At 63.1% G+C, this 22,976-nt stretch carries 19 protein-coding genes and 1 pseudogene; 4 read left to right on the forward strand and 16 right to left on the reverse strand.

Going from position 1 to position 22,976, the window contains the following annotated elements; translation table 11 throughout:
- Positions 1-5: 5 nt before the first annotated feature.
- Positions 6-1,802, forward strand: coding sequence for a glycosyl hydrolase family 18 protein (locus tag ASD86_RS02375; protein ID WP_157476035.1), 1,797 nt, complete (start codon positions 6-8; stop codon positions 1,800-1,802).
- 224 nt (positions 1,803-2,026) lie between these two features.
- Here ASD86_RS02375 and ASD86_RS02380 read toward each other — a convergent pair whose 3' ends face one another.
- The 5 genes from ASD86_RS02380 to ASD86_RS02395 form a co-directional block, all read right to left on the reverse strand.
- On the reverse strand, positions 2,027-3,595 hold the full coding sequence (locus ASD86_RS02380) for a DUF262 domain-containing protein (RefSeq protein WP_056106452.1): 1,569 nt from the start codon (positions 3,593-3,595) through the stop codon (positions 2,027-2,029).
- A gap of 413 nt (positions 3,596-4,008) precedes the next feature.
- Positions 4,009-4,293, reverse strand: coding sequence for a hypothetical protein (locus tag ASD86_RS02385; protein WP_157476037.1), 285 nt, complete (start codon positions 4,291-4,293; stop codon positions 4,009-4,011).
- A gap of 685 nt (positions 4,294-4,978) precedes the next feature.
- The gene (locus ASD86_RS25685; RefSeq protein ID WP_082577982.1) at positions 4,979-5,407 is read right to left on the reverse strand and encodes a hypothetical protein; all 429 of its coding nucleotides are present in this window, start codon (positions 5,405-5,407) and stop codon (positions 4,979-4,981) included.
- 221 nt (positions 5,408-5,628) lie between these two features.
- Positions 5,629-6,396 (reverse strand): hypothetical protein, encoded by a 768-nt coding sequence (locus tag ASD86_RS26340; RefSeq protein WP_157476039.1) that lies wholly within the window; start codon positions 6,394-6,396, stop codon positions 5,629-5,631.
- A gap of 104 nt (positions 6,397-6,500) precedes the next feature.
- Complete coding sequence (locus ASD86_RS02395; RefSeq protein WP_056106458.1) at positions 6,501-6,746, reverse strand: helix-turn-helix transcriptional regulator; 246 nt, start codon at positions 6,744-6,746, stop codon at positions 6,501-6,503.
- A 154-nt stretch (positions 6,747-6,900) separates the two neighbouring features.
- Between ASD86_RS02395 and ASD86_RS02400 the strand changes: the two genes are divergently transcribed.
- Positions 6,901-7,329, forward strand: coding sequence for a hypothetical protein (locus ASD86_RS02400; RefSeq protein ID WP_056106460.1), 429 nt, complete (start codon positions 6,901-6,903; stop codon positions 7,327-7,329).
- A 60-nt stretch (positions 7,330-7,389) separates the two neighbouring features.
- Here the strand turns inward: ASD86_RS02400 and ASD86_RS02405 are convergent, their stop codons facing one another.
- The 6 genes and pseudogenes from ASD86_RS02405 to ASD86_RS02430 all read right to left on the reverse strand — a co-directional run bounded on the left by ASD86_RS02405 (position 7,390) and on the right by ASD86_RS02430 (position 14,281).
- Positions 7,390-7,812, reverse strand: coding sequence for a hypothetical protein (locus ASD86_RS02405; RefSeq protein ID WP_056106462.1), 423 nt, complete (start codon positions 7,810-7,812; stop codon positions 7,390-7,392).
- A gap of 110 nt (positions 7,813-7,922) precedes the next feature.
- Positions 7,923-9,038 carry a rod shape-determining protein RodA gene (gene rodA / locus ASD86_RS02410; RefSeq protein WP_056106463.1) on the reverse strand — a complete coding sequence of 372 codons (1,116 nt, stop codon included), beginning with the start codon at positions 9,036-9,038 and terminating at the stop codon, positions 7,923-7,925.
- A gap of 392 nt (positions 9,039-9,430) precedes the next feature.
- Positions 9,431-11,305 (reverse strand): annotated as a pseudogene (mrdA, locus tag ASD86_RS02415) (penicillin-binding protein 2); the annotation flags it as partial.
- 1 nt (position 11,306) lies between these two features.
- A complete protein-coding gene (mreD, locus tag ASD86_RS02420) occupies positions 11,307-11,792 on the reverse strand; it encodes a rod shape-determining protein MreD (RefSeq protein ID WP_036101614.1) in 486 nt (161 codons plus the stop codon).
- The gene (gene mreC / locus ASD86_RS02425; protein WP_056106467.1) at positions 11,789-13,057 is read right to left on the reverse strand and encodes a rod shape-determining protein MreC; all 1,269 of its coding nucleotides are present in this window, start codon (positions 13,055-13,057) and stop codon (positions 11,789-11,791) included. Before mreC ends, mreD begins: the two co-directional genes overlap by 4 nt.
- 177 nt (positions 13,058-13,234) lie before the next feature.
- Entirely contained in the window at positions 13,235-14,281 is a 1,047-nt protein-coding gene (locus ASD86_RS02430) for a rod shape-determining protein (RefSeq protein WP_046658019.1), read from the reverse strand.
- A gap of 360 nt (positions 14,282-14,641) precedes the next feature.
- Between ASD86_RS02430 and ASD86_RS02435 the strand changes: the two genes are divergently transcribed.
- Both ASD86_RS02435 and ASD86_RS02440 read left to right on the forward strand, forming a co-directional pair.
- The gene (locus ASD86_RS02435; protein ID WP_036101619.1) at positions 14,642-15,574 is read left to right on the forward strand and encodes a carbohydrate kinase family protein; all 933 of its coding nucleotides are present in this window, start codon (positions 14,642-14,644) and stop codon (positions 15,572-15,574) included.
- Between the two features lie 386 nt (positions 15,575-15,960).
- On the forward strand, positions 15,961-17,523 hold the full coding sequence (locus ASD86_RS02440; protein ID WP_056106469.1) for a hypothetical protein: 1,563 nt from the start codon (positions 15,961-15,963) through the stop codon (positions 17,521-17,523).
- A 114-nt stretch (positions 17,524-17,637) separates the two neighbouring features.
- Here the strand turns inward: ASD86_RS02440 and ASD86_RS02445 are convergent, their stop codons facing one another.
- From ASD86_RS02445 to ASD86_RS02465, 5 genes are all read right to left on the reverse strand, one after another.
- A complete protein-coding gene (locus ASD86_RS02445) occupies positions 17,638-18,405 on the reverse strand; it encodes a GH25 family lysozyme (protein ID WP_200957161.1) in 768 nt (255 codons plus the stop codon).
- 88 nt (positions 18,406-18,493) lie between these two features.
- The gene (locus ASD86_RS02450) at positions 18,494-19,216 is read right to left on the reverse strand and encodes a hypothetical protein (RefSeq protein ID WP_157476041.1); all 723 of its coding nucleotides are present in this window, start codon (positions 19,214-19,216) and stop codon (positions 18,494-18,496) included.
- On the reverse strand, positions 19,207-19,938 hold the full coding sequence (locus tag ASD86_RS02455) for a hypothetical protein (protein WP_056106473.1): 732 nt from the start codon (positions 19,936-19,938) through the stop codon (positions 19,207-19,209). Before ASD86_RS02455 ends, ASD86_RS02450 begins: the two co-directional genes overlap by 10 nt.
- Positions 19,935-20,912 carry an alpha/beta hydrolase gene (locus ASD86_RS02460; protein WP_056106475.1) on the reverse strand — a complete coding sequence of 326 codons (978 nt, stop codon included), beginning with the start codon at positions 20,910-20,912 and terminating at the stop codon, positions 19,935-19,937. The genes ASD86_RS02455 and ASD86_RS02460 overlap by 4 nt, the downstream gene beginning before the upstream one ends.
- 22 nt (positions 20,913-20,934) lie before the next feature.
- Positions 20,935-22,902 carry a M1 family metallopeptidase gene (locus tag ASD86_RS02465; protein ID WP_056106477.1) on the reverse strand — a complete coding sequence of 656 codons (1,968 nt, stop codon included), beginning with the start codon at positions 22,900-22,902 and terminating at the stop codon, positions 20,935-20,937.
- Positions 22,903-22,976: the final 74 nt, after the last annotated feature.

Here is a 22,976-nt window from a genome sequence, read left to right on the forward strand (position 1 = left end):
ACCTCATGAGTATCCGATTGACAGGAATCTTGCTGTCCGGCGTTTTGCTGGCGGCCGGGCTGTCGCCCGCGCATGCGCAGAACGTCAGCTGCGCGGGGATCGCCGAATGGAATCCGTCCACCATCTATAACGCGGGCAGCAAGCTCGTGTATCAGGGGCGGCTGTACCAGGCGACGACCTCGATCTGGAATACGCCGCCCACGCATTGCCCCAGTTGCGGCTACTACCAGGATCTGGGTGTCTGCAGCGCCGGCGGCAACACGCCGCCGACGGTCACGTTGACCGCCCCGGCGAACGGCGCGACCTTCACCGCGGGCGCCACCATCACCGTCACGGCGAATGCGGCCGATGCCAACGGCACCGTCACTCAGGTGCAGTTCTTCCGTGGCGGCACCTCGCTCGGCGTCGATACCACGTCACCTTACAGCGCGAACTGGAGCAACGCGGCCGCGGGCAGCTACGCGATCACCGCGGTCGCCACCGACAACGCGGGCGCGACCACCACGTCCGCGGCGGCCAACATCACCGTCAATACCGGGACGCCCGACACCACCGCACCGAGCGTGCCGACCGGACTGGCCGCGACGTCGGTGACCTCGTCCAGCGTCAACCTCAGCTGGAACGCCTCCACCGACAACGCGGGCGGCAGCGGCGTCGCCGGCTACGACGTCTACCGCAACGGCACGCTGGTCGGCTCGCCCGCCGGTACGTCCTTCAGCAACACCGGCCTGACCGCGTCCACGGCCTACACCTTCCGCGTGCGCGCCCGCGACAACGCCGGCAACGCCTCGGCCCAAGGCACGCAGATCAGCGCGACCACCAGCGCTGGTGGCAGTGACAACACCTTGCCGCGGCATGCGTTGGTGGGTTACTGGCACAACTTCACCAATCCGTCCGGCCCCACCATCCCGATCAGCCAGGTCTCCAACGACTTCGACGTCATCGTGGTGGCCTTCGGCGACGATGCGGGCAACGGCGCCGTCAGCTTCACGGTCGATCCGGGCGCCGGCACCGAAGCGCAGTTCCGGACCGACGTGGCCGCGGCGCGCGCGCGTGGCAAGAAGGTCGTGCTGTCGCTGGGCGGCCAGAACGGCACGGTGACCCTCAACAATGCGACGCAGGTGACGAACTTCGTCAACAGCATGGAAGACCTGATCCGCTACTACGGGTTCGACGGCGTGGACATCGATCTGGAAAGCGGCGCGGGCGTCATCCACGGCGCGGCCGTGCAGACCAACCTGGTCACCGCCATCAAGCAGCTCAACACGCGCATCGGCCCGTCGTTCTATCTGTCGATGGCGCCCGAGCACCCGTACGTGCAGGGCGGATTCACCGCCTACAGCGGCATCTGGGGCGCGTACCTGCCGATCATCGACGGACTGCGCCAGGAGCTGGACCTGATCCACGTGCAGTACTACAACAACGGCGCGCTGTACACGCCGTACAGCCAGAACGGCCTGGCCGAGGGTTCGGTCGACATGCTGGTCGGCGCCAGCCTGATGCTGATCGAAGGGTTCCGAACCAACAACGGCACCGGCGTCGCCTTCAACGGCTTGCGCCCGGACCAGGTGGCGTTGGGACTGCCCTCGGGCCCGTCCTCGGCCAACAGCGGACAGGCCTCGTCGGCCACGATCGCCAATGCGCTGAACTGCCTGACGCGGTTGCAGAATTGCGGAACCATCCGGCCGCAGCAGGCCTATCCCACCTTCCGCGGCGTGATGACGTGGTCGGTCAATTGGGATCGGCGCGATGGGTTTATTTTCTCTCGGCCGGTGCGGGCTACCTTAAATACACTGCCCTAATTGGCAGTGAAAAGTCGGGGGGCGCGTGACAGTTCGCCTGTCATCCTACTCCTCCTTACTCGGCGCCCTCGGTGGGCGCCGAATTTTTTATCAACTCATCGCAGATCCATTCCAACCATAATTGGATTTTTCCAGGCGAACCAGCACCAAGGAGATCAAAAGTAGAGCCGAGTAGCCTTTCTTGACCCATAGAATGAAAGCTTATCCCACCCTGCTTTTTCTACCTAAACACCGCCAGTAAAAATCAATTTTTCTGCAGCCGCTGCGAGCGCAACGGAACGCGCTGCAATGAAGTCCGCATAACTCTTCGTGCCCGAGAACACTTCCATCGGGATAATAGCCCCCGCCGCAATATCCGCCTTTTTTTCGCTTGGAATCTTTGCCATGTAAGTGACCGGGCTTTCATCAGATATCGCCCTGTTATCTGACGAACTCAGCAAGCAAATGTTAGCAATGATATTCGATTGATGAAATTGAATGCCCTGCGCCGAAAGATGGGCCTTAGGATATATGTGATGAAACTCACGCGCGTTGTACGCTGACATCGCCACGCCAAGATCCACCAGCGCACCAGTCAAAAAACTACGCGGCTCCATCTGAGCCAACATACAAATCGACGCTTTCGCAACGGTGGAGTTTACTCGCCATGTCTTCCTAAAAATATCAGGACTGACTTTAGCGACCTCATCAAAAACCGCTTTTCCTTCAGCCAGCTTTTCCATACTCCTAAGATCTTCTAGCACCGCCGTGTTGGTACCGGCTTTGTATTTTTGAGTGAATGCACAATGCCAGAACCAACGTTTTAAACTACCACGCTGCGAAGCGTCAGGCTTCAAGTTACGGGAAAAAAATCCAACGAGAGAGACAAGCATAATGGGGAAAGGCACGAATACCACGTTTTTTATTCGCAGTTCCTTTTCGAGAAAATCCACAGATGCGAATATTGCCTGTTTAAGCCGACTCATACCATCAATCAGATCGCTCGGCGGAATATCCACCAATTCTTCCGCATCAATTTTTCCAACCACGACAGCGGTCAAGCACCTGAGGACAAGTTCTTCACTCAGCTCCCCGTAGTTAACATCCTCTAGCTTTTCGAGTAGCCCAGCTATTTCGTTGATGAGATTGAACTCATTAGACCACGTCCAAGCAGACAGCAATTCCAGTGTTGAAAGCCTCGTACCGGAAGAGTTGATACGTTGAAAGATTCGACAAACCTCAATGTTTGTTCGGTCCCGAATTGTAACCACAGGAAACTCATAGTCCTTGAATCTCTCAGTCAGAGTAGCGACAGCCTTTTGATCCTCTGACGAGAAACGCCCCAATTCTGGCAACAGCTTTGTGGTGTCTAGAATCGTCCTTAAATTGATGCTTTTCGCTGGATCAGCTACGCTTGAATGAAGAAACTCCTCTGTTGCGGGGACAAAGGAAACGTCGAATCGAGAGGCCAGTTCCGCATCCTTCGTGGCAGCGTCGGAATTGAAAACTCCAAATAGTGTCGTCAGTCGCTGCTGACCGTCCAGTAAGTAATTGACCGGAAAATCCATGGGCGTCAATGGCAGTGCAAAACCACCGACATCTCTCTCATGATTGATAGTCTCCTTAGTACTCCAAAGCAATAACGAGCCGACAGGATAGCCTCGATAAATCGAGTCCAGCAGGCTCATTATTTGATCATCTTTCCAAACATACTCCCGCTGGAACGCAGGGATTTTTATGTTCCCGCGACTCACATCCGACAAGAGTGCCCCAAGACGTGGATTTGTCGGCGATATCTTGCTTGCTGTATTCATTGGACACCCAGTTCCTTGTGCGTCTTATAGACTATTTTGACGACCGACCACCGCTGTATCGTTAATATCTTGTTCGCTTGCATGGGCCGGCGCGCCAATGCATTTTCACAACGACTGCCGTCCCACTCGACAGGCTCCATAACCGTAGAACAGGGGTCAGAGTGGCCTTTCTCTACTCATAGAGAGAAAGGCCACTCTGATCCCTTTTTTCACATCATAGAAAGAACGACTACGCCGGCCACTGCCTAGAAATTGACCCCAGCGACTCTCAAGAGCCGAAGCTCAGCGCCCAACTCCCAAGCAATGTGCTGTACAAATTCTGATTAAATCATGGGTGCGTCCAAATACATTCCTTACGGACATCCACTCTGTCAAAAATCAGATAGCAGACCACTTTGACAAGTGGCCGCACACTACTTTTCGCCGCGGAGTATTCGGTCGATTTCGATCAACATCTCGCTATTATGTTTAAGTTGTTTGTAGAGCGTATCAAGCAACTCCTGCGCCTCGTCCGCCGTTACTTGCCGTTGTTCCATGGTCTTCTCCTTCACCAATCGCTTCAAACGATTAGTAATCGCCCGCTTCTTTCCCAGAAAACTGTAGTCGTTAACTTGCCAATATATTTCTCGGTAGTCGTATTGGGGATATTTTTTTGCTATGTCTGCGATCTTCTTGCCCTTACCGAGAAGATCGTTCATGACTTCAAGTTCAGCTTTGCTTATGGACATTCTCATTCCTCTACTTGCTACGATGTACTCGATTATTTGAATTGGCATTCAATACTTTAACTAATTAATTTGCGCAGCAGTCGGCTTAGCCTTTGCGTACCTAGATCAAGTTATTGAACGCAGGATTTGACTCTATGCGGCCATCTTTGTTGGCCAAGGCTTTAGAGCTAGATACTTGGCTATTGTTATTTTTCAATGCGTCAAACAGGACTAAAGTGGAATTCCAAAGTCGGCTCTAACGACGACACTTCCACCTCTGAAATCCGAGAGGAAAGACCACATGCAAGGGAATTACTGGCTCACCACTCCCCATCAATGCATCACATGCGGAACTCACTTCCGGGGAAAACAGGGGTCAGAGTGGCATTTCTCATGCAATAGAGAGAAGACTACTCTGCCCCCTGTTTTCCAGACCCCTGTTTTCCAAAGCCGAATGGTGTTCCGGAGAAGCTTCTTCGTGCTTTTGAATCTGTCCGCGCGACTACGGAAGGCCGTCGAGGCCTTACGGAAGGACTCGTTTGCCTTCCGGAGTGGAAAAATACATCCTTGGTGTAAGGGCACCGAATCGGAACCCTGTGCGGAAAATAGGGGTCAGAGTGGCCTTTCTCAATTCTTTGAGAGAAAGAACACTCTGACCCGCGTTTTAGTATTGCCCTCAGAATGCCGTCGGCGTCACTTGGATCACACCTTCGTGGGTAATCGCTAGTCTGATCTTCGCCGTAGTACCGGCCTCCACTGCATAGGACGTTTCCCGGCGATGAGCTTGTTCGTTGCCCCAAGTGCATATACCTTTGCCCGCAGGGCCAGCGCTAAGAATACGATTGCCTGCGGGCACCGTCAGAGTGGTCGTTTCGCCCGCACGCAAATGAGCTGCCAGCGTGCCATCAATGTAGAAGGCCATGGGGCACCCGCTGGCCATGTATCCCGCATCCCGTGCAATGACCAGTTTTCCACTGGCTGCGATATCGGGTGACTGAAAGGCGAAGACTTTATCCGCCGGCACTGCCGCAGCTTTGTCGAGAGCAACCGGATGGGTTGAGCATCCCGCCAGCGCGACGGCAGTTAAGAAGATGAGACGGTTCATAGAACTCCCTCGAGTCAAGGTTCGTGGAATCGGCAGAACGGGGCAGGTTCAATTCTGAAAACAGGGGTCAGAGTGGACTTAGCGAAAGTCCAGAGAGCAGGGGGCAGAGTGGCATTTCTCATGCAATAGAGAGAAAGACTACTCTGACCCTTGTTTTGGAGTGGACTTTGAATAAGTCCACTCTGGCCCCTGCTTTATTTTTCTCGCTTTCCATTTCCGACCTACCTCTTGATGCCTGAAGCACTAAGAAGGCGAGAAATTTCACCGGAATAAATCTCCTCATACTTCCCGGCAATGGCCCGTGCTTGCAACGCATGCTTTTCGATCGCCTCTTTCGAAACGACTCTAATCAACGTTCGCACATGGGTATCCAAGTACGCGCTAAATTCAAAGAAACTTGAAGTCACTTCTTTGAAAACTTGCTCACCAACCTCCGATTCACTGTACTCGTAGATCGGAGAGTCCACCACTATCACAGGAAATGCAAAACTCAGATCGTCATTCTGACGAGAAACTAGTGCTACCGATGCCTTTAGAGCGCTCATACACGCAACATATGCTTGATCATTTTGCCCTGAGAATGCTTGCTTCAGCGCATATCCACCATTAGACCTGCCGAATACTGAGTTAAACGCTTCTAAACTTTCGAAAATTTCATCACCTCTTGAATGTCGAGCGCGTTGAGACATCAAAGACAAAGACAGCGCTGTGTGCTCGCCGTACTGATGCCTGTTGGTGAGGACAATCCAAGGTTTATCGCTCGCCTTACACTCCACCACGATAAATGCACGAAAGCAGCCAGAAGGGTCTGTCTTATAAGCTAGAACATCAATCTCCCTCCCCTTTTCTGCCTCAGGGTCTAAATAGACAGCAGAGTGCAAGGTTCCAAATCCCGCTTGAAACAGGGACCTGGCAACGGATATTTCCAGTGGCAAACCCGTACCATTGAACCATCGTCTCAATTCCAGCTGAATATCCTTGCTCGGCATTGGCGAATTCCCTTTCCACATGAAAAAACGCAAGAGTCAAAGTGAATCTCTTCAAATTACTCCATGCCGCCCCCCTGCCGAGGCGCGTCAGTTCATCTAAGGATCTAGCGAAGCGCCACTTCGAAACGCTTCACGAACGCCGTAAGAGATACGCCACAAACCGCGCAATAGTCCCGGAGCTGGACCAAGTCCAAGCGACGAGTCCCGCTTTCGATGTCGCTGATGTGCGACTGAGATCGTCCCAACGCCTCCGCGAACGCCACCTGCGTGATGCCAGAGGCTTGGCGCATCTCCTTGAGCAGACGGACAAGCACCGTGTGTTCGTCCTGATGGACTGACTTCTTAGGCATTTGTTGTGGCCTTCCTGTAGCTCAGACCAAAACGACGCTATATCTACTTTCTAGATATCGGAAAAGTCGATATAACTACCTTGAGCGTCGGCCGCCCTGCCCTTGCGATCCGGCGAACTGACGTTGCTTCGACCACATTGCAAGGAATGCACCCATGCCTCAGCTCAGCCCCTTCTCTGCGTCTGCTGATTTATTGCTGCGACTGCTGCAATCCAGCCCCGAGATGCCGCAATCGGCGGCGCATCTCGCTCGACTGGAGCCCGGCCTACTCGACTACCTGCAAACCCAAGCCGCCGACCTGCACTATCGTGCCGTTGGCGAAGCGCGGGATTTGCTGGATGTTGCGCTGGAATTGCTGGAACAGCCGCTCTCGACAGAACACCAACGCCGTTTGATCGAACGAGCGGACGACGAACTGGCATCCGCCCAGCGCTGGGGCGAGTTAGCGGCAAACGCACGGTTCTGCCTGCAGCGGCCGGAGTTGGCGCAGCAGTTGGCGGGTGATGCGCGGGCGGCGGGTTCGGACGATGCGGCGGGCGATGGCGGAAAGCGGTCGCGCGGGCGGGAGCGGTCGGCCGGGTGAGTGGCGCGGGTGGTGGGGTTCGTGGTCGCGGCTCACGCCGCTCCTACAGGGGGCGGGTGCTCAGCCCACGAACCAGAAGACGATGCGTTCCGCGCCGGACGACTGCAGTTCGATCAGGTCGGGCAGAAAGTGTTCGTCGAGGAATTCGCGGTAGGTGGCTTCGGCGCAGTTCGGGCCGCGGCCGCCTTGCTGGAATCGCAAAGGTGCGTCGTAGTCGAAGGCGAGCAGCTCTTCCAGGCTCAGCCAGGAATGCATCGTCGTGTCGCCTTCTTGAAGGTCCGCGTTGGATGCGACGTAGGCGCTGACATCCGCGGGCAAGCCGCGCGGTTCGCTGATGGGCACGATGTTGAACGAATTGCGTGCGCCAGCGAGGAAGCTGTAGCGCCAGTAGTTACGCTGGTCCAGGTCCTTCGGTGTGGGGAGTTTCTGGAAGGTGCCTTCACTATCGCGACGTTCGGGGTAGAGGTAGAGGTCGCAGCCCATGGGTGGGTCCTTGCGGCGGGCGTTGGGTGATTCGTCGTTGTTGCGGGGTCGCGGTCGCGGCTTGCGCCGCTCCTACAGGGGTGCTCCGGGGTTGCGCGGCGAACGGGTGGTCAGCGGCCGCCGTGCACGGGCTTGTGCGCACGCACGGCCATGACTACACCCAGGCCGGCCAGCAGCGATACGGCCGACGTGCCGCCATAGCTCAGCAACGGCATCGGCACGCCGACCACCGGCAGCAAGCCGGAAATCATGCCGCCGTTGACGATGACGTAGACGAAGAACGCCAAGCCCAACGCGCCGGCGATCAATCGCGAGTAGCCGTCGCGCGCGTCGGCGGCGATCCACAGGCAGCGGCCTACGACGAACAGGTACAGACCCAGCACGGTAACCACGCCGACCCAGCCGAATTCTTCGCTGAGTACGGCGAAAATGAAGTCGGTGGTGTGTTCGGGCAGGTAGTTGAGGTGCGATTGCGAGCCTTGCAGCCAGCCTTTACCGGTCATGCCGCCGGCGCCGATCGCGATCTTGGACTGGATGATGTTCCAGCCGGTGCCCAGCGGGTCGGTCTCGGGGTTGAGGAAGGTCAGGATGCGGTCTTTCTGGTACGGGCGCAGCAGCCAGAACCAGGCGACGGGGGCGATCGCGGAGACGCCACCGAACGCGGCGGCGAACCACCACCACGACAGGCCGGCGAGGTACAAGGCGAATGCGCCGCTGATGCCGACCAGCATCGCGGTGCCGAAGTCGGGTTGCAGCAGGATCAGCACGGTCGGCACGCCGATCAGCACGGCGGCGACGATCACGTTGAAGAATTTCGGCGGCAGCGCCTGACGGTTGAGGTACCACGCCACCATCATCGGCAGGCTCAGCTTGAGCAGTTCGGCCGGCTGGAAGTAGAAGACTTTCAGGTCGATCCAGTGACGGCCGTGCTTGCCGGTGCCGACCACCAGCACCAGCAGCAGCGGAATCATCGACACGGCGTAGATCACCGGGGTCCAGTTGCGCAGTTGCGGCATCGACATGCGCGACAGACCCCACATCGCGGCCAGGCCGATGACGAAGCGCGAGCCCTGCGCGAGCACCATGCGCATCGAGTGTTCGCCGGCGCTGTACAGCACCGCCAGGCCGATCGCCATCAACGCGATCAAGGCGGCGAGCATCATCAGGTCCAGCGTGCGGGTGAAGCGCTGGGTCATGTCCCACAGGTAGCGCAGGATCACTTTCACCGGCGCGGCCCCGTGGTCGGCGCCGTCACCGGCGCCGCGTCGTCGTCGGCCGCATCGGGGTCGAGGTCGGGTTCGATCAGCGCGTCGTCGCTGCGCGGCGCTTCGCTCGGCGTCTGCTCCGGCACGTAGCCGGGCAAGGCCGGGCGCAGCATCGACGGGCCTTGCAACACCTGCGGGGTGTGGCCGGGCTGGTTGGCGACGCGCGCGTTGATCTGCGCGACCGATTCGGCCCAGGCGCCGTTGACCGCGACGGCGCGGCCCTTGGGTGCGTCCTGTTCGGCCTGCGCGGCGGCTTCGCCGAGTTTGGAGGTGGCGCTGGGCTTAGGCGCGGCGCCGTTGGCGGCCAGCGGCGCGACGGTCGGCGCGGGCGCGTCCTTCGGCACGATCGGTTCGGGCATCTTGCCGAGCAGCCAGGCGTCGAAAATCTTGCGCGCGATCGGCGCGGCAGTGCTGCCGCCGTAACCGCCGTGTTCGACCACCACCGCGACCGCGATGGTCGGGTTGTCGGCCGGCGCATAGCCGACGAACAGCGCCTGATGGCGCAGATGGAACGGCAGCGAATGCGGATTCATGCTGACGTTGCCCTTGCGGCTGACCTTCTGCGCGGTGCCGGTCTTGCCGGCCATGCGGTACGGCGCGCCGCGCGCCATCATCGTCGCGGTGCCGCGGCCGCCGTGGATGGTCGCTTCCATGCCTTCGTGCACGGCTTGCAGATGCGCGGGGTTGTCGGTGATGCGGGTGGTGGGTTGCAGCACCTTGGGCACCCACGGCGATTCGTAACCGGTGCGGATCTCGCGCACCAGATGCAGCTGGCGCAGGTTGCCGCCGTCGGCGATCGCGGCGGTGCCGCGCGCGAGTTGCAGCGCGGTCACCACCCAATAGCCCTGGCCGATGCCGGCGATCACGGTCTCGCCCGGGTACCAGCCTTCTTTCTTCTTGTTGTTCTTCGCCTTCCACGCCGGCGACGGCAGGATGCCGATGTTTTCGCCGGACAGGTCGATGCCGGTCTTCTGGCCAAAACCATATCGCGTCATGTACTGATCGACGCGGTCGATGCCCATCTCCAGCGCGAGCTTGTAGTAGTAGGTGTTGACCGACTGCGCGATCGATTCGCGCAAGTCCACCCAACCGTGGCCGCCGCCGTGCGAATCGCGATAGCCGCGCTTCTGCCCGGCGATATGGAATTCGCCGGTCGACAAAGTCTTGTCTTCGGCGCGGCGGAAACCGCTGTCGAGGCCGGCCAGGGCCATGAACGGTTTCATGGTCGAGCCCGGCGGGCCGCCGCCGAGCACGTTGCGGTTGAACTGCGGGCGCGAGGGGTCGTCGTTGAGGGTCTTGTAGTCGACGCTGGAGATGCCGTTGACGAACAGATTGCTGTCGTAGCTCGGCAGGCTGACCATGCCGAGCACTTCGCCGGTGCGCGGGTCGACCGCGACCGCCGAGCCGTCCATGTCGCCGAACGCGGTGACCATCGCGCGCTGCAGGTCCAGGTCGATGCTCAGGCGCAGGTCGGCGCCGGGCTTGGCCGGGACGTGGCCGACCTGGCGGATCGGGCGGCCGTCGACGTTGGTTTCGATCTGCTCGTAACCGATCTGGCCGCGCAGTTGTTCTTCGTAGGAGCGTTCCAGGCCGGTCTTGCCGGTGTGGGTCAGCACGCTGCGCCCCATCGCCTCCTGGTCCTTGGTGTCGATGCGGCCGACGTAGCCGATCACGTGCGCGAACAATTCGCCGTAGGGATAGCGGCGATTGAGGTAGGAGACCAGTTCGACGCCGGGGAAGCGCCAGCGGTCGACCGCGAACGCGGCGACTTCCTCGTCGCTGACCCGCATCTTCAGGACGATCGGCTTGAATCCGCGCGAGGCGCGGCGTTCGTCTTCGAACCGCGCGATGTCCTCGGGCGTCAGCGCGACCACCTTGGCCAGCTGCGGCAGCCAGTCTTCGCTGTCGCCGGCTTCGCTCGGGGTGACTTCGATCCGGAACGCCGGCACGTTGTCGGCCAGGATGCGGCCCTGGCGGTCGTAGATCAGGCCGCGGCCGGGCACCACCGGGCGCAGCTTGACCCGGTTGGCCTCCGAGCGCATGGCGTAGTCGTCGTGCTGCCACACCTGCAGGCGGAAGTACCAGAAGCCCAGGCCGATCACCGCGATCAGCACGCAGGCGAAGGCGACAGCGGCGCGCAGGCGGAACTGGTCGGCCTCGGCCGCGGTGTTCTTCAGCACCCGCTTCTTCAGCGGATGACGTCCGAGCAGGCGGCGGCGCGGGCCCATCTCAGCGTCTCCGCCAGCTGCCCAGACGCAGCGCGTCCAGCAGCAGGAAGATCAACGGCCACAGCAGCATGCCGGTCAGCGGCGAGAACCAGAACGCCGACGGCAGCGCCGGTTCGCGCAGGACCATGTGGATGGCGGCGGTGACGATGCGGTCGTTGAGCATCAGACCGCCGACCGCGAGCGCCTGCTGCGACAGCGGGAAGAAGCGCAGCCGCGCGCGGAAGCGCTGCAGGATGAAGGTCATCACCACCAGCCGCAGCGCCTGTTCGCCAAGCAGGCCGTCGGAGACGAGGTCGCCGGCCAGGCCGACCAGAAACGCGAAGCCCAGGCCGACCCGGTCGGGGTCTTCGATCACCCAGTACGCCAGCACCAGCCCGACCCAGTACGGCCGCAGCGGCAGCAGCACCTGCGGCATCGGCAGCAGGCTCAGCGCCAGCGCGACGACCAGGCTGGTCGGCAACACCCAATGGTGGCGGGCGCGGGTCACGGGCGGTTCTCGGCGGGCGGCGATGCGGCGTCGCGCGTGGGCGCGGCGGCGGGCGGGCGGGTGGTGGTCGGCGCGGTTTGCGCGGGACGCGATGCGGGTGCGTTCGCGGCGGTTCCGCTGGCGGGCGGGCGCGGGTTGCGGCTGGCGGCGGCCTGATTGGCCGCGGCGCGCGTGCCGTTCGCGCTGTTGCTGGCCGGTGTGTTGGCTGCGCCGGCTCCGGCGCCGGGACGCGCGGCCGTATTGGACGCAGCCGTGGCCGGCGGCTTGGATTTCCTCGCGCTGTGCTTGGCCGCCGCGGCCGCGACCGCGGCAGCGGCTTCGGCCGCTGCACGGGTCGCCGCGGCCTGCGCGGCCGGACTCGACGCCGCCTGGGCTTCGGGCAGCGCGGGCTGGGTGTCGAACTGGGTAAGGTCGGCCGGCGGCGGCGGGATCGACAGCAGCACCAGCACTTCGCGGCCGCGATCGAGCTGCGCGGCGGGCTTCACTTCGCCGACCAGGAACGCGCGGCTGTCATCGGGCTTAAGCGCGGCGATGGTGCCGACCGGGAAACCCGGCGGAAAGCGTCCGCCCAGGCCCGAGGTCACCAGCATGTCGCCGACGCGCACGTCGCTGGACAGCGGCACGCTGCGCAGGTTGAGGCTGTCGCTGCGGCCTTCGCCGTACGCGACCAGGCGCACGCCGTTGCGCGCGACCACCACCGGCACCGCATGCGAGGGGTCGGTGATCAGCAGCACGCTGGCATGCAGCGGGGTGATCCCGGTGATCTGGCCGAGCAAGCCACCGGCATCGATCACGCTCTGGCCCACGCGCACCTTGTCGCGGCTGCCGGCGTCGAGCACGAGGCGCTGGCGGGTGGGGTCGAGATCGATATCGAGGATCGGCGCGAGCACCACGTCCAGATTGCCGCGTTCCGCCGCTTCCAACAGCCCGCGCAAACGCAGGTTATCGGCGGCGATCGACTGCAACCGCGCCATGCGCGCCTGATTGACCAGCGCGTCGTTGCGCAGCTTGCGGTTTTCTTCGGTCAGCTGACTCATGGTGCCGGCGTCGTCGCTGACCCGCTCGATCAGCCGCCCGGGCCAGCCGGCGACCGCCCACAGCGGCGCGACCAGGGTCGCGGTCTGTTTGCGCGCTTGATTGAGCCAGCCGCCGCGGTGATCGAGCACGATCAGGGTCAGCGCCAACGCCAGGTACGCCATCAGGCGCAACGTGTCGGCGACTTCGCCGCTACGGGCTGCGGTGGATGGACCGGCGTAGGGGGGCATTGGGGCCGGGAGTCGGGGTTCGGGAGTCGGGATTCGTAGAAGCGAGAACGCAGCGACGGATCGCTGCGCGCGCTTGCGAGGTAACTGCTGACACTAACGCCTGAGCGTCGAAGGAACCAGACGCGGCGAACGGGCTTTCACGACTCCCGCTTCCCCACTCCCGATTCCCGGCTCCACTCACTCCGGCGCGAAAAACTCGTTGCCGTGCATGTCGACCAGCTCCAGCGCGCGGCCACCGCCGCGGGCGACGCAGGTCAGCGGATCGTCGGCGACCTGCACGTGCAGGCCGGTTTCCTCGCTGATCAGGCGATCCAGGTCGCGCAGCAGCGCGCCGCCGCCGGTGAGCACGATGCCGCGCTCGGCGACGTCGGCGCACAGTTCCGGCGGGGTCTGCTCCAGCGCCAGCTTGATCGCCGCGACGATGCCGGCCAGCGGCTCGCGCAGCGCTTCGAGCACTTCGTTGGAGTTGATCCGCACCATCTTCGGCACGCCCTCGGCGAGGTTACGGCCGGAGATCTCGATCGTCGCGGCGCGTTCCTGCGGGTAGGCGCAGCCGATCTCGAGCTTGATCCGCTCGGCCGTGGCTTCGCCGATCAGGGTGCCGTAGGTGCGGCGCACGTAGTTGATGATGGATTCGTCGAAGCGGTCGCCGCCGATGCGGACCGACGCCGAGTAGACGATGCCGTTGAGCGCGATCACCGCGACCTCGGTGGTGCCGCCGCCGACGTCGACGACCATCGAGCCGCGCGCCTCGGTCACCGGCATGCCGGCGCCGATCGCCGCGGCCATCGGTTCTTCGATCAGGTAAACCTCGCGCGCGCCGGCCTCTTCGGCCGATTCCTTGATCGCGCGGCGCTCGACCTGGGTCGAGCCGCACGGCACGCACACCAGCACGCGCGGGCTCGGGCGCAGGAAGCGCGATTTGTGCACCTTGCGGATGAAATGCTTGAGCATTTCCTCGGTGTAGGTGAAGTCGGCGATGACGCCGTCCTTCATCGGCCGGATCGTGGTGATGTGGCCGGGGGTGCGACCGAGCATCTGCTTGGCCTCGCCGCCGACCGCCGCCACGGTCCGATTTCCGCCGATCAGCCGGTCCTGGCGCACTGCGACCACGGACGGCTCGTTCAGGACAATCCCTTGCCCGCGCACATAAATGAGGGTGTTGGCCGTGCCCAGGTCGATGGACAGGTCATTGGAGAACATGCCGCGAAACTTCTTGAACATCGGGGGATTGGGCCGTTAAAAGTTGGGGCGAGCGGGGGCATAAGCCTAGCAACCGCCCCCCCTGCGAGCAAGGAAAATCAACGGTTTCGCTCGACCTGCGCTATTCAGCGAGTGGGTCCGGATCGGGCCCGGCACCCCTGGGGATAACCCTAGGTCAGCGGCCTGCCGGCTGCCTGTCGCGACCGGTTTCGGGGTTGGACCGGGACCGGCCGAGCGGGCCGCCGCGGGACCCTCGCGGTGCCCGCCGGCGTCGGGCCGAGCGCAAAAAACTGGCCGCCCGCGCGCCCACCCGCTACCCTACGCCGCCGGGCGGTCTTTCACCGCCCGCTTTCGCATTCGCGACTTTTATTTGGGGTGACCATGTCTGCACTGATTTGCGGCTCGCTGGCCTACGACACCATCATGGTGTTCCCGGACCAGTTCAAGAACCACATCCTGCCGGACAAGGTTCACATCTTGAACGTGTCGTTCCTGGTGCCGCGCATGCGCCGCGAGTTCGGCGGCTGCGCCGGCAACATCGCGTACAACCTCAAGCTGCTGGGCGGCGATCCGATTCCGATGGCGACCGTCGGCCAGGATTTCGGTCCGTATCGCGAGTGGTTCGAAGAACAGAAGATCCGCCTTGAGTGCGTCAAGGAAATCCCGGAGCTGTTCACGCCGCAGGCGTTCATCACGACCGATCACGACAACAACCAGATCACCGCGTTCCATCCCGGCGCGATGATGCGTTCGTACGAAAACCACGTGCGCGACGTGAAGGGCGTGACCTTCGGCATCGTCAGTCCCGACGGCCGCGAAGGCATGATCCAGAACGCCACCGAATTCGCGGAATTGGGCATTCCCTTCATCTTCGATCCGGGCCAGGCGATGCCGTTGTTCAACGGCGAAGAGCTGCGTCATTTCATCGAGCAAGCCGACTACGTCACCGTCAACGATTACGAATCCAACCTGCTGCAAGAGCGCACCGGCTGGAGCGAGAGCGACATCGTCAAGCGGGTGAAGGCCTACATCACCACGCGCGGCCCGCACGGCTCGCAGATCCACACCGCCGAAAAGAGTTACGACATCCCGCCGGCGCACGAGCGCCGCGTGACCGATCCGACCGGCTGCGGCGATGCGTTCCGCGCCGGCCTGATCTTCGGCATCGAGAAGGGCTACGACTGGCTGACGATCGGCCGCATGGCGAATCTGATGGGCGCGTTGAAGGTCGAGCATCCGGGCACGCAGAACCAGCGCTTCGATTACGAGGAATTCGCCGAGCAGTTCCGGCAGCAGTTTGGGTACGCGCTTTAACAGCGGGAATCGGGAGTGGGAGTCGGGAATCGTTAGAGCGGATTCTGGCTTCGGTATACATCGCGATGTGGTGCGGACAATCCCGGCTTCGGCCGGGATTTTTGTTTGTTTTTGCGATACCTCGGTCGTCGCGTGGGTGTGCAATCCGCGTGCACAAGGGGCGCAAGCCGCGACGCGAACACTCCGTCGAGACCGGCGCAATGTTTCTTCGCGCGCTCATGACCGCCTCGCCATGACGCCGTCGTATCGGCTTAGAATCGATCCAGACAGCTTCGGACACTCGGACGTGTTCCAGCGCGATCGAGTACGTTCGAACACCCGGGACGTCGCCCGCGAAACCTCCGCTCAACCGAACATCGCCGAGGAATCTGCTCATGGAACGAGACATGCCGCGTCGTTTGTGCGGCTTGCCAATACTGGTCGTGCTGGCCGTACTGGCGCCGCTGGCGTCGGCCGCCACTTCGCCGATTCCGATCGCGCTGCGCCTGGAGCGACTCGACGCCGAACGCGGCCTCAGCGTGTCGCTGCGCACGCGCGGCGACAGCGACGGGCGCACCACCTTCGCCAACGAAGACCAATGGGCCGACGTACGCGACGCGCGCCGGCTCATCCGCGACTTGCGCGTCGAGGATGAAAGCGGACGCGCGTTGAGCGTCAATCAAGACGTGTCGGGCTGGACGGTGCGCAACGCGCCCGGCCAGCCGCTGACCGTGCGTTATCGCATCGCGCCCAGCGGCCCATCCGTGCTCGGCGCCGAACCGATGGCCGTGCATCGGCCGATCGTGCATGCCGGCATGCTGCATCTGGTCGGGCACACCGCCCTGGTGTTGCCGACAAGCGCGCGTGGCAGCGACACCATCGCGTTCGAGTTCGATGCGCGCGCTGTCGCCGACGACGCGCACTTCGCCTCTTCGTTCGGCCCCGGCGCGCATCTCGCAACCACCCCGGTTCAACTTGCGACGCTACGCAACAGCCTGTTCGTCGGCGGCGCCATCCACCTGAGCACGCTCGACACCCCCGACGGCAAGATCGGCGTCGCGCTGTCGGCGATGGCGCCGGGCTTCGACCGTCGCGCCTTCGACGCTGACGTTCGCGCCGTGCTCGGCGGCGTGCGCGCGTTTTACCGCGACAGCCAGCCGTGGTTTCTGATCGGCCTGCATGGCGCGACCGGCGGCGAGGAAAAAGGCATACGCATCGGCGGCGGCACCGGCCTGCAACGTGCGTTCACCACGTATGTCGCGGCCGATTACGATCTGCGCGATCACGACGAACGCGGTTTGATGCGCTGGCTGCTGGCGCACGAGTACTCGCACCAATGGATCGGGCAGACGCTGCGGCTGTCGATCCAGGGCGACGACCGCAAGGAGCCGCGCGGTTATTGGTTCACCGAAGGTTTCACCGAGTTCTTCGCGGTGCGCGTGCTGACCCGTGCCGGCCTGTTCGATTCGGCGCAGGCGCTGGATGCCTTCAACGAACGCATCCTGCGTTACAACCTGGTCAAGCGTCGCGGGCTCGGCGCCGATGCGGCGGGCGACCGCTTCTGGAGCGATCCGGATGCCGAGCAGTTGCTGTATCGCCGTGGTTATCTCGCCGCGTGGCAGGCCGAACTGTCGCTGCGGCGCGCCAGCGATGGACGGCGCGGACTCGACGAAGTGCTGCGGGCCTTGATACTCAAGGCGCGCAAGCAACCGGCGTACCGCGTCGACAACACCGCCTTGATCGCAGCGATCACCGCGGGCATGCCGGCGGGCGATGCCGCGGTGTTCCGCCGTTTTGTGCTCGACGGCGGCGATTCGCCGTTGCGCGCGGCGGATTTCGCGCCGTGCCTGAGCGGCTACGTCCAGCGCGACGGCGCGATGCTCGACGGGCGGCGTTTCGATGTCGCGCCGGGCACGGTGTTGCAGTACCGCCGAGTCGACGGGGCCAAGGCGGATTGCTTCAAGCACTGATACGACGCGCGACGCGCGATGGCCTGCAAGCACTCGTGAAACAACGCCGCGCTCACCCGTCCGGCTGTCGGCGATCGATGTGCGGGGATTGCTCACGCGGCGATCACGGTTCGCTCAAGGCGCCTGCTTGTCCGCCTCGACGCCCGCGCGCGGCTGCGACGGCACCTTGCCGCCGCGCCAACGCGCGAACGCGGCCGCGTCGCCGTCGAACACGTTCAGATCGACCGGACCGACGATGCCGGCGACGCGAGCGCGGTTGTGGTACTGCCACAGCACCCACGGCGCGCTCGCGTCGGGCGCGCGCACGATCGCGCGCCGCCACAGCGCGCGCGGCGGCAATGCCTGGCGATATGCCGCGAGGAATTCCGGCGTGACGTACAGCAGCGCCGGTTTCGCGTAGGCGTGTTCGACCGCTTGCAGGTAGGCATCGAGTTCGCGGCGCAGGGTCGCGTCGTCCGGGGTCTTGCCGCAGTTGCCGCCGAACTCCAGGTCCACCGCCGGCGGCAAGGCATCGGCGGCGACCGGCACCGCGTCGATGAAGTTGCGCGCCTGCTCGGCACCACTGCGGCAGAAGGTGAAGAAGTGATACGCGCCGGTGGCGATGCCGGCCGCGCGCGCGGCGCGCCAGTTCTCGGCGAAGCGCCGGTCGCGGTGGTCGCCGCCTTCGCTGGACTTTAGATAGACGAAGGCGACGTCGTCGCGCGCGACCGCGGGCCAGTCGATCGCGGCCTGATGGTGCGATACGTCGATGCCGCGTAAGGGAAAACGTTCGCGATCGGGTTGCCAGCGAAGGAACATCCACCAGGCCGCGGCCACGCCCACGGCCGCGAGCAGGATCAGCGCGGCGATCCACATCGAGATTCGTACGATGCGTTGCTTCACGGCTGCGTTGCGTCGTGAATCACAGGCGCCGTTTCAGCGGTCGGCAACGGCGTCGCCGCCGACGCGGTCGCGCCATCGAAAAGCGAGCTCATTCTTTCGACGGTCCCCACGACGCTTTCGCCAGTGGAATCCCCGCCTTGCGCAGGATCGCGTTCAATGCGGCCTGACTGCCCATCGAGTAGGTCTGGCCGTTGCCGCCTTCGTCGTCGCCGTCGATGATGACCCGAACCTGTCCGCATTGGTAACACAACAGCACGTCGTAGTAGTGTCCACCCGATACGAACGCGACACTATGCCGGTACTCGGGAAGACACATCGAAACGTATCCAGGGATTTTTCCGAGCGATTCGCGCAGGGCCTTGATCACCTGAGCACGATCGTTCTTGCTGTTCACCGCGACCTTTCCCAGCACCTTGTTGCTGGCCAAACAGTCGTCGCGCGCGCACCATTCGCGCTGGCTGCGCTCCCATAATTCATCGTCGCGCTTTTCCGCGGCGATGTATTCGGGGCTGCCGTAAGCGCCGCGCCGCGGCGGCGATGTCGGCGGCATAAAAGGCTGCAACGAGTACAAGGTCAGCGGCCCTTCGATCGCGGCCAACGCGGCCAACGCGCGACCTCGCGGCGAATCGCGCTGCGGCGGTTGCGGCACGTCGGGCTGCTCCATGCCGCGCTCGCCCACGAGCTTGCTGACTTTGAATTTCTCGCGATTACCCTCGACGGCGTCGGCGCGCCCGGCGAAAAACACCGCGGAAAGCATCAAGCCGAACATCGCCAGACCGCAAGCGCCGCGCACGCCGATCATCACTTCCAACCCGGCAATTTGTCCTGCTTCAACCCGCCGACTTCGAACGTCGCCGTGCGCGTGCCGCCGGCCTTGACCGGGAACTCGATGGTCAGTTCCTTGGCCTTGTCGAGCATGCGCCACAGGCCGCGTTCGTCCTCGATGAACATCGCGATCGCTTCGTCGGTCTTTGGCCTGCGTCCGGCCATGGTCTTGATCTTGCCGTCGATGCCGACCTTGAGCTTGCAGCCGCCGTAGCAATTGAAATCGCCGACCTGCAATACGAGGTAGCTGCTGCGGCCCCAATCGGGATGATCGCGGAAGATCAGCTGCACCGGGCGCGGCGTGCGGCCATCGGTTTCGACGTTGGCTTTCGCGTACAGCGACGCCGACAACTGGGTGCCGTCCTTGCCCTTGTCGGTCTTGACCGGCGTGCTCATGTACGACCACAGCGACTCGACCCGGCGCTGCTCGCGCGCCAGCTTGGCCTTGCCCTGCGCTTCCTCGTACAGCGGCCGCACCCGATCGGCGGTCGGCGTGCCCGGATACTTGGAGGTGACGATCTCGCCATAGGCCGCGGCCATTTCCCAGTTCTGCTGACCGTAGGCGCCGTCGAAATCCTTGGCCGCGGTCGCCGCGGCCTGTTCCTGCTGCGCGGCCTTGGCCGCTTCGGCGATCTTGGGATCGGGCTTTTCGCAGGCAGCGAGAATCATCGCGGCGGCGAGCAGCAAGGTGGCGGTACGGGTATTCATCGTGCTTGGCCCTTGTCTATCAGTTGGGTCACGGCCTGCGCGGCCGCATCGGGACGTTCGACGATCGACATGTGGCCGCAACCGTCGAGCAATACGCGCTGCGCTTGCGGCAGTTGCGCCGCGTACAACTCCAGCGCACTGGCATCGATCACCGCGTCCTGCCGGCACCATAGCAGCAGCGCCGGTTGAGCGATGCGCGCGGCCTCGATGCCGGGCAGAAAGCGCTCGTCGCCGCGGCCGATCTTGTCGAGCACGGATTGCTCGAACGCCGCATCGCGCTTGCGCCGTTCGATATAGATGCCGTCGGCCGGCCACGGGATCGACGGCTTGGTGCGCGGATCGAAGAACACGGTGTCGATGTAGCGTTGCAGCGATGCGGCGTCGTCGACCGCGAACGGATTCTTGCCGTCCAGCACCTCGATGCCGAACCGGTTGTCCTTGAAGCGCACGCCGGCTGCATCGAACAGACCAAACCGATCGACCAGTTGCGGATGCCGCGCAGTGGTCAGCGCGACGATGCCGCCGCCCATCGAATGGCCGAGCAATACGATCGGGCTGCCGTCCTTGCGCGCGACCTGTTCGATGAAGCGCGCGACGCGATCGTTCTGGGCGACGAATCCGTAATCCCCGCCCTGCTTGCGCTCGCTCTCGCCCCAGCCCGGCAGATCCGGGATGAAGATGCGATAGCGGCCGTGCAGCCGCTGCGCGAGCGGATACCAGTTTTCCTTGCCGCCGGTGAAGCCGTGGATCATGACGATGGTCGGCGCGTTCGCCGGCGCGTCGTCGTTGTAGGCGTAGACCCAGCGCTGATCGTCGATCTTGACCGCGTTGCGGGTCAGTCCGGCGGCGATGCGCTGGCGGGCGAAATCGGCCAGCACGACGCGATACGGATCCCACCACAGCCACACGAACAGCGCGCACAACAAAACGGCCGCCCCGAGGGCGACCGTCTTGATGATGCGTCGCAGGCTCATGCGCTTGCGCTGCCGGACCGGCTTACTGACCGGCCGCCGACGGCTGCGCCGGCTCCTTGGCCTTGGCGATCACCGCCTCGACCGAACCGGTGGTGATCGGGTGATAACCCGGCTTGGCCTTGGCGAAGGTGTCCTCGGCCAGCTTCAGGCCTTCGGGCGTTTTCACCAGTTCGCCGTAGGTCGGCATGATCAGCTTGCGCCGGCCGATGGTGGTGAGGAACGCGGCGATGGCCTGGTCGGCCTGGTGATAACCGCTGCGCACCGTCAGCGGATACCAGCGCTGGGCGATCTCGCCGTTCGGCGTGCCGGTGAACTTGTACGCCGCATCCAGCGCGCCGAGCTGATCGACGCTGAGTTTTTCCGGCATGCCTTCGATGAAATGCACCCATTCCTGGGTGGTCCACTTCGCGGTCAGCGCCTTGTCCGGCAGCGCGCCGCCGTCGACCCAGGTCTTGCGCGCGGCATCTACCGCGTCGAAACGCGGCGACACCGTGGCCGGCGCCGACTTCGGAATGCCCGACCCGTAGATCCATTCGTCCAGCTCGGCTTCGCTGACCTTGCCCGGATGCTTGGCGAGCAGGTTGGCCTTGGCGTAGTCGACGAACTGGGTGGTCGCGATGCTCTGGAACGCGAAGTGATTGAAGTAGTCGCGCAGGAACGGATCGAACACCTCGCGGCCGTAGCGCTGTTCGAGGAACTGCAGGAACCACGCGCCCTTGGTGTAGACGGTCGCGCTGCTGGCTTCGTCCGGGTCCTTGAGCACGCCGGGCTTGAGCGCCAGCGCCTGCAGCTTGGGATCGATGGTCTTGAATTCGGCGGCGAGCTCGTTGCGGCCGATCACGCTCTCCATGTCGGAGCGCTCCTTGCCGTACAGCGCCTCGACGATGCGGTTCTCGACGTAGCTGGTGAAGCCTTCGTTGAGCCAGGCGTCCTTGCTGCTGCTGAAGGTCACCAGGTTGCCCGACCAGCTGTGCGCCAGCTCATGCGCGACCAGCGACACCAGCGACTTGTCGCCGACGATCACGGTCGGCGTGGCGAAGGTCAGGCGCGGGTTCTCCATGCCGCCGTACGGGAACGACGGCGGCAGCACCAGGATGTCGTAACGCTCCCAGCGATACGGGCCGTACAACTTCTCCGTGGTCTCCATCATCTTTTCGGTGTCGACGAACTCGGTCGCGGCCTTTTTGACCATGCCCGGCTCGGCCCACACGCCGCTGCGGTTGGAGATCGGCTGGAACACCAGATCGCCGGCCGCGATCGCGAGCAGATACGACGGGATCTTCTGCGGCATCTTGAATTCGTAGTCGCCGTCGCGCGCCGCCTTGGGATCGTTGTCGGCGCTCATCAGCACCATCGCGTCCTTCGGCGCGGTGACATGCGCGGTGTAGGTGAAGCGCACGCTCGGCGTATCCTGCAGCGGCACCCACGAACGCGCGTGGATCTGCTGCGACTGGCTGAACATGAAGGGCGTTTTCTTGCCCTGAGTCATCGACGGTTCCAGCCACTGCAGGCCCGACGCGCTCGGCGAAGTCGCGTAGCTCACGCGGATGCGCTTGTTGCGATCCGGCGCTTCGATGGTGAGCTTGCTGCCGAGGGTCTTGTCGGCGTCGGCGAGGCTGTACTTGAGGTCGACCCACTTGCCGTCGTCGCGTTCGCCGACGATCTTTTCGATCTTCAGGTCGCGCGTGTCGAGCACGAGCTGGTTGGCCTTCGGATCGGTCCACGCCAGGGTGTAGGTCGCGCTGCCGGTCAGGGTCTTGCTGGCGAAATCGACCGCGAGCAGCAGGGCCAGATCGTCGATGCGCACCAGATCGGGCTGGGCGTAGGAATGTTCGTCGCGGTCGGCCGCGGCTACGGCGGTGTCGGTCACTTTGGCCTCCGGCGTCGCGGTGGTCTTGGAAGCGTCGGCGGCCGGCGCGGCATCGCGCGAGCAACCGGCGGCGGCGGTCAGGGCCGCGACAAGGCAAACGGTCAGGATCGAGGTACGCATGGAAAACCACGGCAGCGGGTGAGGGCCCGAGTGTAGCGCCTCGCCCCGGCGCTGGGCTTGTGCATGTTGGCAGG

The sequence above is a fragment of the Lysobacter sp. Root690 genome (assembly GCF_001427785.1).
Classification (GTDB): Bacteria; Pseudomonadota; Gammaproteobacteria; order Xanthomonadales; family Xanthomonadaceae; genus Lysobacter.